13 protein-coding genes and 2 riboswitches are annotated in these 12,923 nt (G+C 71.1%); of the genes, 5 read left to right on the top strand and 8 right to left on the bottom strand.

The window, feature by feature from the left end; genetic code table 11:
* Positions 1 to 31: 31 nt before the first annotated feature.
* The 6 genes from gcvH to AB0395_RS14560 form a co-directional block, all read right to left on the bottom strand.
* Entirely contained in the window at positions 32 to 421 is a 390-nt protein-coding gene (gene gcvH / locus AB0395_RS14585) for a glycine cleavage system protein GcvH (protein ID WP_366280721.1), read from the bottom strand.
* Complete coding sequence (gene gcvT, locus AB0395_RS14580; protein WP_366280720.1) at positions 418 to 1,509, bottom strand: glycine cleavage system aminomethyltransferase GcvT; 1,092 nt, start codon at positions 1,507 to 1,509, stop codon at positions 418 to 420. Before gcvT ends, gcvH begins: the two co-directional genes overlap by 4 nt.
* Before the next feature lie 33 nt (positions 1,510 to 1,542).
* Positions 1,543 to 1,637, bottom strand: a riboswitch (glycine riboswitch).
* Positions 1,638 to 1,736: riboswitch (glycine riboswitch) on the bottom strand. It abuts the riboswitch before it with no gap.
* 213 nt (positions 1,737 to 1,949) lie between these two features.
* Positions 1,950 to 2,645, bottom strand: a complete 696-nt coding sequence (locus AB0395_RS14575) for a gamma-glutamyl-gamma-aminobutyrate hydrolase family protein (protein ID WP_366280719.1) — start codon at positions 2,643 to 2,645, stop codon at positions 1,950 to 1,952.
* A 75-nt stretch (positions 2,646 to 2,720) separates the two neighbouring features.
* Positions 2,721 to 3,485 carry a 3-oxoacyl-ACP reductase gene (locus AB0395_RS14570; protein ID WP_366280717.1) on the bottom strand — a complete coding sequence of 255 codons (765 nt, stop codon included), beginning with the start codon at positions 3,483 to 3,485 and terminating at the stop codon, positions 2,721 to 2,723.
* A gap of 3 nt (positions 3,486 to 3,488) precedes the next feature.
* Positions 3,489 to 4,835, bottom strand: coding sequence for an aldehyde dehydrogenase family protein (locus AB0395_RS14565; protein ID WP_366280715.1), 1,347 nt, complete (start codon positions 4,833 to 4,835; stop codon positions 3,489 to 3,491).
* Positions 4,836 to 4,837: 2 nt separating this feature from the next.
* Positions 4,838 to 6,181: a glutamine synthetase family protein gene (locus AB0395_RS14560; RefSeq protein ID WP_366280713.1), complete on the bottom strand. Its 1,344-nt coding sequence runs from the start codon at positions 6,179 to 6,181 to the stop codon at positions 4,838 to 4,840.
* A gap of 85 nt (positions 6,182 to 6,266) precedes the next feature.
* Here AB0395_RS14560 and AB0395_RS14555 point away from each other — a divergent pair, with 85 nt between their 5' ends.
* From AB0395_RS14555 to AB0395_RS14535, 5 genes are all read left to right on the top strand, one after another.
* Positions 6,267 to 6,986 carry an FCD domain-containing protein gene (locus AB0395_RS14555; RefSeq protein ID WP_366280712.1) on the top strand — a complete coding sequence of 240 codons (720 nt, stop codon included), beginning with the start codon at positions 6,267 to 6,269 and terminating at the stop codon, positions 6,984 to 6,986.
* A gap of 79 nt (positions 6,987 to 7,065) precedes the next feature.
* Entirely contained in the window at positions 7,066 to 7,845 is a 780-nt protein-coding gene (locus AB0395_RS14550; RefSeq protein ID WP_366280710.1) for a hypothetical protein, read from the top strand.
* Between the two features lie 65 nt (positions 7,846 to 7,910).
* Positions 7,911 to 8,231, top strand: coding sequence for a hypothetical protein (locus AB0395_RS14545; RefSeq protein WP_366280708.1), 321 nt, complete (start codon positions 7,911 to 7,913; stop codon positions 8,229 to 8,231).
* A complete protein-coding gene (locus AB0395_RS14540; protein ID WP_366280706.1) occupies positions 8,231 to 8,917 on the top strand; it encodes a nucleotidyl transferase AbiEii/AbiGii toxin family protein in 687 nt (228 codons plus the stop codon). The genes AB0395_RS14545 and AB0395_RS14540 overlap by 1 nt, the downstream gene beginning before the upstream one ends.
* 95 nt (positions 8,918 to 9,012) lie before the next feature.
* Complete coding sequence (locus AB0395_RS14535) at positions 9,013 to 9,753, top strand: maleylpyruvate isomerase family mycothiol-dependent enzyme (RefSeq protein ID WP_366280705.1); 741 nt, start codon at positions 9,013 to 9,015, stop codon at positions 9,751 to 9,753.
* A 98-nt stretch (positions 9,754 to 9,851) separates the two neighbouring features.
* Here the strand turns inward: AB0395_RS14535 and AB0395_RS14530 are convergent, their stop codons facing one another.
* Entirely contained in the window at positions 9,852 to 11,600 is a 1,749-nt protein-coding gene (locus tag AB0395_RS14530; RefSeq protein ID WP_366280703.1) for a High-affinity nickel-transporter, read from the bottom strand.
* Positions 11,597 to 12,898: a hypothetical protein gene (locus tag AB0395_RS14525; protein WP_366280701.1), complete on the bottom strand. Its 1,302-nt coding sequence runs from the start codon at positions 12,896 to 12,898 to the stop codon at positions 11,597 to 11,599. The genes AB0395_RS14530 and AB0395_RS14525 overlap by 4 nt, the downstream gene beginning before the upstream one ends.
* Positions 12,899 to 12,923: the final 25 nt, after the last annotated feature.

Raw genomic sequence — 12,923 nt, 5'->3', positions numbered from 1 at the left:
CGCGCATGATCACGACACAAGCCAAGAGATTTCAGGATTCGCCCGAAGTGAGCGCGGCGTACTCCTCGGGAGACAGCAGGTCGTCCGGGTCGCCCTCAAGGCGGACGCGGAACAACCAGCCCTCACCGTATGAGTCGCTGTTGACCAGCGAGGGGTCGTCCACAACCGCCTCGTTGACCTCGACGATCTCGCCGCTCACCGGCGCGAAGATGTCGCTCACCGACTTGGTCGACTCGACCTCGCCGACCGCGTCGCCCGCGGTGACCGCCGAACCGACCTCGGGCACCTGCACGTAGACCACGTCACCCAGCGCGTTGGCGGCGTAGGCGGTGATGCCCACGGTCAGGGTCAGGCCGTCGTCGATGCCCGAGATCCACTCGTGTTCCTTGGTGTAGTGCAGGTCCTCGGGAATGTTGCTCACTTTTTCCTCCTGTAGAAAGGCAGTTCAACGACCTCGACCGGCTCGTGGCTACCCCGGATGTCCACGGCCAGGCCTGTGGACAGGTCGTTGTCCACGTAGGCCATGGCGATCGGCCTGCCCAGTGTCTGGGAAGGCGCTCCGCTGGTCACCTCTCCGACGACGGCGCCGCCGTCGGAGAGCACCACCGGATACCCGTGGCGGGGCACCCTGCGGCCGGTCGCGATCAGTCCGACCAGGCGACGGGTCGGCGGGACGTCCTTGAGCGGTTCAAGGGCCTGCCTGCCGACGAAGTCACCGGGCTTGTCAAACCTCACCACACGGCCGAGCCCCGCGTCGAACGGAGTGAGCTCTGCGGACAGCTCGTTGCCGTACAGCGGCATCCCGGCCTCGAGACGGAGGGTGTCGCGCGCGGACAGTCCGGCGGGAAGCAGGCCGTACGGCTCGCCCGCCTTGGTGAGCGCGGCCCAGAGCGGCTCGGCGTCCTGCGCGGCCACGAACAGCTCGAAGCCATCCTCACCGGTGTATCCGGTGCGGGCGATGAGGGCCTCGCGCCCCGCCACGGTCGCGGGCAGGCCCGCGTAGTACTTGAGGTTGTCGAGGTCGGCCTCGGTGAGCTCGCCCAGGATGGCGCGGGCCTTCGGTCCCTGGACCGCGACCAGCGCGTATCGCTCGGAGCGGTCCTCGACCGCGGCGTCGAAGGTCCCGGCGCGCTCGGTGAGCTCGGCGGCGACGCGGGGGTAGTTGGAGGCGTTGGCGACGACCATGAACTCCTCGTCCGCCAGGCGGTAGACGATCAGGTCGTCCAGCACGCCGCCCCGAGGGTCGACGATCATCGTGTAGCGGGCGCGCCCCGGCTCGAGGGCGGAGATGTAGCCGACGAGCGCGTGGTCGAGGGCCTGGCCCGCCTGCGGGCCCGTCACGAAGATCTCGCCCATGTGGGACAGGTCGAACAGGCCCGCCGCCTGGCGGACCGCGTTGTGCTCGGCGGACTCGCTCCCGTAGCGGAGCGGCATCAGCCAGCCCGCGAAGTCGGTCAGCGTCGCGCCGAGAGCCTCGTGGACGCCGCGCAGCGGCGTGGGTCGGGACATGTTCGCACCTCAGACAGGGGTCAGATGAGAGCATCCTCCCCCTCTGTCATGGATGCCTGAGAGCTTCGCCCGTTTTTTGCCGGACTTTCACCTTCGGCGAGGCCTCGGGGCCTGCTTTCCAGAGGGCACCTACCCGCACGGTCCTTTGCCTTGAGAGGTTCGCGGGGAGGGCTTGCTCCTTCAGGGGTCCTGGCCTGGATGTCAGGACGCTCTCCCGCGCGGGATTCATCGGTGTCGTGGCCAGCCTAACCGTACGCGAGGGCCGAGCGAAATCCCCGCGCGGCCACAGTCCCTCGCCGATCTTCTCGCTTCGGTACCTTGCGGGGCCGTGACCGCCGCCGTTTCCGGTCACGGCCCCCGCTCGTTTCCGGTCAGGCTCCCCGTCCCCGCTGGTTCGGCGGCTCCCGTGGGACCGCCTCCTCGCCCACGAGTGACCGCGTTCAGGCGCGGGCGTGCCGTACCAGGGCCTCGAAGAGCGCGGACTCGTCGTCGGCCTCGGGGTGCCACTGGACCGCGAGGGCGAACGGGTGATCCCGCAGCTCGACGGCCTCGACCGTGCCGTCCTCCGCGGTCGCGGTCACGGTCAGGCCGGCGCCGACTCGGTCCACGGCCTGGTGGTGGTAGTGGGCCACCTCGGCCGGGCCGGTGCCAAGGATCTCCGAGGTCAGGCTGCCCGGGGTGGGTTTCACCGGCATCCGGCCGTACCTGCCCGGGGCCGGGGCGTGGTCGCGGCCGCCCACCACGTCGGGCAGGTGCTGGTGCAGGCTGCCACCGAGGGCGACGTTGAGGACCTGCAGCCCCCGGCAGACGCCCAGGAACGGCACGCCCCGCTCCAGCGCCGCCCTGACCAGGCCGAACTCGGCGGTGTCCCGGAACTCGCGGACGTAACCCGTCTGCTCGTGCTGGGCCTGGCCGTACCGTGCCGGATCGACGTCTCCGCCACCGGCCAGGATCAGCCCGTCCAGCCGTTCGACCGCCGTCGCGGGATCGCCCACCGGGGGCAGGATCACCGGCTGGCCGCCCGCGCGGGCCACGTGGTCGACGTAGTTGTACGGCAGGAGCGCGGCGGTCGTCTCCCAGACGGTGAACTTCGCGGGCTCGACGTAACAGGTGACGCCGATGATGGGACGGGACATGATCTCTTTTCTGCCTGATGCCGGGACGTGGGGCGCAGGTCCACGTCCCGGCACGTTCTCGATGACAGCCGATGGCTACAGGGGCGTGACGTAGGCGCCCGAGATGCCGCCGTCGACCAGGAACTCGGAGCCGGTGATGAAGCTCGCGTCGTCCGACGCCAGGAACGCGACCGCGGCGGCGATCTCCGAGGCCTCGGCGAACCGGCCGACCGGGATGTGCACCAGGCGGCGCTGCGCCCGCTCGGGGTCTTTGGCGAACAGCTCCTGTAGCAGCGGTGTGTTCACCGGCCCGGGGCAGAGCGCGTTGACCCTGATCCCCTCCCGGGCGAACTGCACGCCCAGCTCCCTGGACATGGCCAGCACCCCGCCCTTCGACGCGGTGTAGGAGATCTGGCTGGTCGCCGAGCCCATCACCGCCACGAACGACGCGGTGTTGATGATCGATCCCTTGCCCTGGCGGCGCATGTAGGGGATGGCGTGCTTGCAGCACAGGTAGACCGAGGTGAGGTTGACCTCCTGGACCCGCCGCCACGCGTCGAGGCCGGTCTCCAGGATCGAGTCGTCGTCGGGAGGCGAGATGCCCGCGTTGTTGAACGCGACGTCCACGCTGCCGTAGGTGTCGAACGCGGTCTGGAACGTCCTGGCCACGTCGTCCTCGCTGGAGACGTCGGCCTTGACGAACAGGCCTCCGGCCTCGGCCGCCGCCGCCGACCCGCTCGCCTCGTCCAGGTCGACGCACACGACGCGGGCCCCCTCCTCGGCGAACCTCCGCACGGTCGCCAGGCCGATCCCGCTCCCCGCGCCGGTCACGACGGCAACCCGGTCCTGCAAACGCCGCATGCTCTACTCCTCGGAAAAGAAGACGTTCTTGGTCTCGGTGAACGCGGACAGGGCGTCCGGGCCCAGCTCGCGGCCGAGCCCCGACTGCTTGAACCCCCCGAACGGCGTCCAGTAGCGGACGCTCGAATGGGAGTTCACGCTGAGGTTGCCCGCCTCGACCGCGCGGGCGACCCGCAGCGCGCGTCCCACGTCGCGGGTCCAGATGGAGCCGCTGAGGCCGTAGCGCGTGTCGTTGGCGATCCGTACGGCGTCCGCCTCGTCGTCGAAGGGCACGACCGTCACCACGGGCCCGAAGATCTCCTCGGTGAACGCGGGATCGTCCAGGCTGTCCGGGGTGAGGAGCGTCGCGGGATACCAGAACCCGGGCCCCGAGGGGCACGACCCGGTGGCGTGCGCCGTACCGGTGACGAACGAGGCCACCCGGTCGCGGTGCTCGGCGCTGATCAGCGGGCCCATCTCCGTGGCCTCGTCGCGGGGGTCGCCAACCTTGACGTTCAGCACCGCCCGGGTGAGCCGTTCGAGGAAGTCGTCGTGGACGGAGCGTTCGACGAGGATTCGGGAGCGCGCGCAGCAGTCCTGGCCCGAGTTGTCGAACACGGCGTACGGCGCGGTCGCCGCCGCCTTCTCCAGGTCGGCGTCGGCGAAGACCACATTGGCGCTCTTGCCGCCCAGCTCCAGGGTGATCCGCTTGACCTGTCCCGCGCAGGTGGCCGCGATCCGCTTGCCCACCTCGGTCGAGCCGGTGAACACGATCTTCGCCACATCCGGATGCTCGACCAGCCGGGCACCCGCGACCTCACCGGCCCCCGGCAGGACCTGGAGCACCCCCTCGGGCAGGCCCGCGGCCAGGGCCAGCTCGGCCAGCCGCAGCGCGGTCAGCGGCGTCTGCTCGGCGGGCTTGACGATCACGGTGTTGCCCGCGGCGAGCGCGGGGGCGACCCCCCAGGTCATGATGACCATGGGGAAGTTCCACGGCACGATCACGCCGACGACGCCGAGCGGCTCCTGGAAGGTCACATCGACGCCGCCGGGCACCGGGATCTGCTTGCCGTGGTTGCGCTCCGGCGCCCCGGCGTAGAAGTCCAGCACGTCGCGGACGTTGCCCGCCTCCCAGCGGGCGTTGCCGACGGTGTGCCCCGCGCTCGCGATCTCCAGTCCGGCCAGCTCCTGCGCGTGCTCGCCCACCAGGCGGGCGAAGGCGCGCAGCAGCCTGGCCCGGTCACCGGGGGCGACGTGGCGCCAGGTGGCGAAGGCCCGCCTGGCGCGCTCGACCGCCCGGTCGACCTCGGCCGCGTCCGCGAACTCCACGTCGGCGACGACCTCTTCCGTCGCCGGATTGATGATCTTCATCGTCACATCCGCTCGAATCCTCGGAACAGCTCCCAGTCGGTGACCGCCGCCTCGAAGGCGGCCAGCTCGACCCGGGCGTTGTTCGCATAGTGCGCCACGACGTCCTCGCCGAAGGCGTTCCCCGCCAGCGTTGATCCCTCCCACAGTCCCAGGGCGTCCCTGAGCGTCTGCGGCACGGTCTCCGCTCCCGATGTGTAGGCGTTCCCACTGAACGCCTCCTCCAACGGCAGCTCGTGCTCGATGCCGTACAGCCCAGCCGCGATCAGCGCCGAGACCGCCAGGTAGGGGTTGACGTCGCCGCCGGGCACCCGGTTCTCGACGCGCAGCGACTGCCCGTGCCCGACCAGGCGGAACGCACAGGTCCGGTTGTCCACCCCCCACCTGACGGCGGTCGGGGCGAAGCTGCCCGGTACGTACCGCTTGTAGGAGTTGATGTTCGGGGCGTAGAGCAGGGTCAGCTCGCGCAGGCAGGCGAGCTGCCCGGCGATGAAGTGCCGCCCCAGGTCCGACAGCCCATACGGCCCCGCCCCCGCCATCACCGGCTCCCCGGTCCCGTCCCGCAGGGAGATGTGGATGTGGCAGGAGTTGCCCTCGCGCTGGTTCGGCTTGGCCATGAAGGTGATCGACCTGCCCTCCTGGGCGGCGATCTCCTTGGCGCCGTTCTTGTAGACGGAGTGGTTGTCGCAGGTGGTGAGGGCGTCCGCGTAGCGGAAGGCGATCTCGTGCTGGCCGAGGTTGCACTCGCCCTTGACCGACTCGGCGTACATCCCCGCGCCCTCCATGCCGAGCCTGATCCTGCGCAGCAGCGGCTCGATCCTGGCGGTGCCGAGGAGGGAGTAGTCGACGTTGTAGAGGTTGGCGGGGGACAGGTCGCGGTAGCCCCTGCGCCAGGCCTCCTCGTAGCTGTCGTCGTAGACGACGAACTCCAGCTCGGTCCCGACGAACGCCTCCCAGCCCCGCTCGGCCAGCCTGCCGAGCTGCCCGCGCAGGATCTGCCGGGGCGAGGCGACCACGTCCGAGCCGTCCTCCCAGAGCAGGTCGGCCATCACCAGGGCCGTGCCCTCCTGCCACGGCACCCTGCGCAGCGTGGAAAGGTCGGGCCTCATCACGAAGTCGCCGTATCCCCGCTCCCAGGAGGACATCGTGTAACCGTCGACGGTGTTCATGTCCACGTCGACCGCGAGCAGGTAGTTGCAGCCCTCGGAGGCGTGGTGCAGCACCTCCTCGAGGAAGTACCGCGCGGACAGTCGTTTTCCCTGCAGACGCCCCTGCATGTCGACGATCGCCAGCAGCACGGTGTCGATCCGTCCCGCCGCCACCTCGTCACGAAGCTCACCGACGTCCACGCAGCCCTCCTCGCCGAAGTTCTATTGGGCTAGTGTCAGACCATTGATGTATACGGAGAATGTCTTGTCAAGGTTTGGAGGTGAATTGAACGAGTCGGTGCATCTGGCGGCCGTGCTGCGGCCGGTCCGCGCGGGCAACGCGTTCGAGGAGACGGTCGAGCGGCTGCTCCAGGCGATCAAGCTGGGCATGGTGACCGAGAAGCTGCCACCGGAGCGTGAGCTGGCCGCGCGCCTCGGCATCAGCAGGGTCACCCTGCGCGAGGCCATCCGCGCCCTGCAGGAGGCGGGCTACCTCGACGTGCGGCGAGGCAGGTACGGCGGCGCGTTCGTCACCTACACCCCGCCACGCCCGAGCCAGACGGACCTGCGCAGGGCCGTCGCCGACATGGGCACCGACGACCTGGCGGACGCGCTCACCTTCAGGATGGCGGTCGAGTGCGGTGCCGCCCAGGTGCTCGCCAGCACGCCGCTCGACCAGGAGCGGCGCGACACTCTGCGGCAACGCCTGCGGGAGGTCAACTCGGCCGGCCCCGACGACTACCGCCGCCAGGACACGGCCTTCCACCTGGCCATCGCGGAACTGACCGGCTCGCCGCTGCTCGCGGCGGCCTGCGCGGACGCCAGGCTGCGGGTCACCGACCTGCTCAACGCCATCCCGGTGCTCCAGCGCAACATCCAGCACGCCGCCGTCCAGCACGAGGCGATCGTGGCGGCCATCCTCGCGGGCGACCCCGACGCCGCGCGCAGGGCGGTCGCCGAGCACCTCGAGGGCACCGCGGCCCTGCTGCGGGGCTTTCTCGCCTGACGGGAGCGCTCTCCCGCCGGCTCGCTCGCGGGGACTCCTGGCGCGATCATGGGAGCCCCTCGCATAATCTGGGAGAGCAGTGGGGGATTTGTTCCAGCAACGGATCGTGGAAACAGGACGGCTACCGCTCTTCTGTTTCTTTGTCGCGCTGATCGGCGCCTTCGTCTTCACCCGGATCAACGTCCGGCTCATCCGCGCCAAGATCGGCTGGTTCGGCAACGTCAACGTCGGTGAGATGCACATCCACCACGTGGTGTTCGGCGTGGTGCTGACCATGCTCGGCGGGGTCTCCGGGCTGCTCGTCTCCGGCGTCTCCCAGGCCTGGTACGCCCTGACGGCGGCCGTCTTCGGCGTCGGCGCAGCCCTGATCCTGGACGAGTTCGCGCTGATCCTGCACCTGCACGACGTCTACTGGGAGGAGGAGGGCCGGACATCGGTCGACGCGGTGTTCATCGCGATCGCGGTCACCGGCCTGCTCCTGCTCGGGCTGCGCCCGCTTGGCTGGGAGAGGTCCGACGGCACGGCGCAGGGGGCGTGGGTGGCCGCGGGCTTCATCGTGCTCAACCTCGTGCTCGCCGTGGTCACCCTGCTCAAGGGAAAGATCTGGACGGGCCTGGTCGGCCTGTTCGTCCCGATCCTGCTGATCCCCGGCGCGCTCCGGCTGGCCCGCCCGGGATCCCCGTGGGCGCACTGGTTCTTCGCCCCCGGCTCCCGGAACCCGCAGCCCCGCAAGCTGGCCAGGGCCCAGCGCCGCGAGGACCGCTGGCGCCGCCCGGTGATCCAGGCCAAGATCGCCTTCCAGGAGTTCGTCTCCGGCAGGCACGACCTCCCCTCAAGCCGCCTGAGGCCACGACGGTAGGCGCGCCGTGCCGGGCCGCGCGCGGTGCTACGGCGGGGCACGTCGGCGTGGGCATACTGGAAGGCGTGAGTGTGCTTCCGTCCCGCTGGGACGGTGTGGAGCGGCGCGTCCCCAACTCCCTGGCCGACCTGCGCGGTCCCGCCACGGGGGTGGTCACCCTGCCCGTCCACCTGGGCTGGTCCGGGCTCATCGAGTTCGACCTGGCAAACCCGCTGCTGCGGATGAGCCTGTACCGCACCGTCATCACCGGCGGCGCCCGCGCGGACGCCGAGTCGTATTTGAACGCCGACCTCCTGGTCGCCGACTGGCCGGCTCTGCGCAGGGGGATCGGGCCGAGCTACCGGAGGGCCTGGGAGAGCAAGATCAGCGGTCTGGGGTGGGAGTGATGTTCCTGCCCCCTTTCCAGCAGCGGATGCTGCAGGCCGTGCTTCCCGCCTGCGACCGGTTCGGCTTGGTACTGGCGGGCGGCTACGCGATGAACGCCCACGGCTTCACCGAACGTCCCAGCGACGACCTCGACTTCGCCACCGCCGCCGAGACCCCGCTGCCGGAGGTCGCCGACGGCATCGCGGAGGCGTTCGAGGAGGCGGGCCTCGATGCCACCGTGGTCGAGGTCACGCCCCGGATGGGACGCCTGGTCGTGAGCGACCCGGTGACCGAGCAGAGCTGCGAGTTCGACCTGCTCAGGGAGGCCTTCCAACGCCAGCCGGTGATCGTCGGAGACGTGTCCGTGCTCTCCCTCGACGACGCGGTCGGCCTGAAGATGCGCGCCCTGCACGAGCGCAGCCTCGCCCGCGACGTCATCGACGTCGCCTCCGTCTCCCACCTGTACGGCTTCCGCGACCTGGAACACCTGGCCCGCCTGCACAACGAGGAGTTCTCCCTCGCCGAGCTGGTGATGCGCCTTGAGTTCGTCGAGCTGATCGCCGACGAGGACTTCGAGGCGTACGGGATCGATGAGGAGCGGATCGGGGAGATCCGCAGGTTCGCCGCCGCGTGGGTCGAGGACATCGGGCTGCGCAGGGCGGAGGAGGGCGACGCCGAGTACGACGACGTCCCGGAACCCGACTGAGACGGGTTCCGGGGACGTGTCCCGAGACGGTCGGAGAAAAGGCGGGGGCGGCCGAGCACGTCGTGAATGTCGGGGGCGTGCGACACCATACGGTCATGGAGCACACTCGATATCTCGATCTGATCCGCGCCGACAGCGACCGTCTGCTCGCGGTGGTTCAGCAAGGTCCGGACAACGCGGTGCCGTCGTGTCCCGGCTGGACCAATCATGATCTTCTGCGGCACGTCGGGGAGGTGTACGACCACAAGATCCTGTGCATGCGGCTGGGGCGCGCGCCGGAGAAAGCCGAGCGGGCGCCGCACGCGGCCGACGCCGCCGCGCTGCCTGCCTGGTTCGTCTCCCTGCGTGACGCGCTCCTCGACCAGCTCGTCGTCCGTGGGCCGGGGGCGACGTCCCACACCTGGTTCCCGCCGGACCAGACGGTCGGCTTCTGGTACCGCCGGATGGCGCACGAGACGGCGGTTCACCGTGTCGACGCGGAGCTGGCCTGCGGGCAGGAAACCCCGATCGATGCGGAACTGGCGGTGGACGGCGTCGACGAGCTTCTCGGGTTTCTCACCCACGACTTCGGGGACAGGACGGAGCAGCACCAGGGCGTCGACCGTACGGTGGCCCTGGGGTGCGGCGGGCGGCAGTGGGCGGTGACGCTGCGCAAGGACCATGTGGAGCGGGCGCCGGAGGGGGCGGTGCCGGACGCGCGGATCGACGGCGAGCCGGGAGATCTCCTGCTCCACCTGTGGGGTCGGCGTCAGGCGGACAAGGGGTCCCTCACGAGCTCGGGGGACGTGGCCGCGCTCGGCGGCCTGTGGGTTCGCCTCCGGGAGGAGACGCAGTAGGACATAGTAGGACACGGTAGCCCGGCCGCTCGTGCTCCGGGAGGAGGACGCCCCGTCACGCGGGGCGTCGCTGTGCCCGTCCCGCGTGACGGCAGGGCTCAGGCGGCTCCGGTGAGGCTCCGTACGGCCAGCCCCAGGCCGAGCACCATCACCACGACGGCGGTGCCGACCGGGACGAGTGCGGACAGGCGGGCCGCCATGCCGTTCCCCCTCGCCGTGAGACGGTCGAAACGTCCCGCGAGCTTGACCAGAAGCAGGCCGGTCGCGGTGAGCGTGCCCGCCATGCCGATGCCGTAGGCCAGGATCAGGGCGACTCCGAACCAGGTGCGGCCGAGCCCGATCGCGCCGAGCAGGACGACGAGCGCGGAGGGGCTGGGCACCAGCCCTCCGGCCACCCCGAGCCCCACCAGCCCGCGCCGCGAGCGGTCCTCCCCTGAACGTCGCCCTGTACGGCCCGCGGGGTTCGCGGCCTCGTCCGGTCCCGTGCCTTCTCGCTCCAGGACGGCGACCCGCGAGCCCGTAAGGGCCGGGTCGTCTGAGTCTTCGCGGGGCTGGGCGCCTGGTTCGGAGAGGTCGGGTCCGTGGCCGCGAAGGTGTTCGTGGCCGGAGCGTTCACGGTCGGAGGGGACGTGTTCACGGTCGTGCTCGTAAGGACGTCCGTTGCCGGAGTGGCCGGACCCATGACCGTGGCCGTGGCTGTGCCCATGACCGTGACCGTGGCCGTGGCCGAAGTGGTCGTGTCCGTGGGCCGAGGCCTCACCGGTGCGGTAGGTGTACCAGGCCGAGCGCAGGAGCCCGGCGCCGACGACGGTGATCAGCAGGCCGCTGACCAGGCCGAGCCAGGCCAGCACCGACTCGCCGCTGAGGGCGGAGAAGGCGGTCAGCAGTAGGCCGATCACCAGGACGCCCACGGTGTGGGTCGCGGTGACGGTCGCGCCGACGATCAGCGCGTCGCGGGGGCGGCCCCTCCTACCCGCCAGGTAGGCGGCCATGATGGTTTTGCCGTGCCCGGGGATGAGGGCGTGCCCCGCCCCCAGGGCGACGGCCATGAGCACCGCCAGCAGTCCCAGCGGCACGGTCAGCGACTCGGTGCCGACCAGGCCGGTGAACGTGCGGTCGAGCCAGGCCAGCGCGTCGCCGACCGGGCCTCCCGAGACCAGTGGCAGCGCGATCGCCGTCGGCCCGCTTCCCGGGACGACGCTCAGCTCCGCCGTACGCTGGTCGAGAGGGCTGGTCAGCAGGTCGTTCGGGTAGGTTCGCAGCTCCCGGCTGACACTCGTCCCCGAAACCGAGGAGCGTGCGAGGCGCATCCCTCCCGAGGCGACCGCGGTGATCTCCCGCCAGCCGATCCGGTCGGCGAGGAAGTCGTCGCTGAAGCCGACCGTCCCCTGTGTCCTCGCGGTGGCGGAGAGTCCGCACGTCAGGCGGCTGGTCCGCAGCCCGCCCTGTCCCTGGGCGTACCCGAAGGCCGCCTCCGTGACCCGCCACGCGACCGGGGCCCCGTTCACGGTCAGCCGCTGCGCCCCGGCGAGCGCGGCGCAGCGGGCGGTGCCGTACGCCGACAGCTCGTCGGCGGAGACCTCGCCGGAGCCGTCGGCGTCCACTTCGGCACGGGCCTGGAGGGTGGGCAGCTCCGCGCTGTCGACGATCGCCGTGTTCTCCACCTGGCCGGGGGTGATCCGCAGGCCGTTGTAGTGGTTGACCGTGAAGTTACCCAGCGGATGCGCGGCCAGGGCGGCCGCGGGCTGGGCGGGCAGTGCGAACGCCGCGCACAGCGCGACCGTCAGGCAGGACACGGCCGAGGCGAGGGCCCTGCGCACGGGCCGCGGGACTTTTCCCGATGTCATGACAACCTCCCGAGGGCGGGCAGATCGGGGGAGAAAGCGGGGTCGGCCTCGTGGGCGAGGGAGAAGGAGCGTTTCGACTCCCTCGTCAGGCCCAGTGCGCGTTCGATCTCGGCGCGGTGGTTGAGGAGCAGGGCGTTGCGCCAGCCGGTCGAGGTGGCCTTCCTGGCGTACGGCAGCGCCTCGCGGTCGCGCCCCTCGCGGTGCAGTGCCCAGGCCAGGGCGTCGGCGGCGACCACGTTGGGGTTGCGGCCGTACTCCGCTTCTGCGTGCCGTACGGCGAGCGCGGGGGAGCCGTGGTCGGCCTCGAACTCGGCCCAGGTCAGGTCGTCCCTGACCCCGGCCTGCTCCGTCAGGACCTGTTGCGCGCGCAGCAGTGTCCACTGCGGCGCGGGGTTCCCGCCCGCCTTGGCGAGCACCTCGCCGTACTCGGTCACGTACTGGGCCAGGGGGAGCCGGGAGACCACGGTCGCGTAGAGGTCCGCCGCCTCCCGCAGCCTGCCGCCGAGCGCGGCGGCCCGCGCCGTCCCCGCCAGGGCGGGGGTGAAGCCGGGGTCCGCCTTCAGCGCGAGACGGTACTGCTCGGTGGCGCCACGCAGGTCCCCGGAGTGCAGGGCCAGCTCACCGAGGTAGTGGCGGCAGTAGGCGATGTCCGAGGGGGCGAAGGCGTCGTCCAGGGCGCGTTCCAGCATCTCGCGGGCCAGGTCGCGCTCACCCCTGATCTCAGCGTCGTAGGAGGCCCGGGTGAAGGCCGTGACGCCGGGGCGAAGCTCCATCATCCTGTCGACCGCCCGGGTGGCCTCGCCGTACCGGCCGAGCTGGGTGTAGGCATCGGCGAGTACCGCCTGGGCGCCCTGTCCGTACGGGTTCACCTCGGCGGACCGCGTGGCCAGCCGCACCGCCTCGGCGAACTCGTGGCGGCCCGCGGCGAGCGCGGCCTGCCCTGTCAGCACGGCGAAGTCGCCGGGGCTCAGCTCGGCGGCCCTGGTCAGCGCCCCCTCCGCCTTGGGATAGAAGGAGGGGTCGGCGGTGACGCGTGCCTGCTGGACATAGGCCATGCCCAGCTGCGCCCAGGCCTGGTGGTCCCTGGGCAGCCTGCGGAGCCGGGCGCTCAGCGCCTCGATCGTGCCGCTGGGTGAGGTGGCCGGGAGCGAGGTCCCGGCGAGTCCCGGCCGGTCCGCCGGAGAGGTGGTGGCCGTGGGCGCCGGCCGCTCGCCGGGGACGAGGGCGGCTCCCAGGGTCAGTGCCACGGCCAGGCCGAGCACGCCGGTGGCGGTCCTGGCCTTCGCGGAAAGCTTCACGGTTGATCCCCCATGAACGGGCGCG

The organism is Streptosporangium sp. NPDC051023, from assembly GCF_040689595.1.
Taxonomy (GTDB): Bacteria; Actinomycetota; Actinomycetes; order Streptosporangiales; family Streptosporangiaceae; genus Streptosporangium.
The sequence above is the reverse complement of the archived record's forward strand: the minus strand, read 5'-3'. Positions and strand labels throughout refer to the sequence as shown.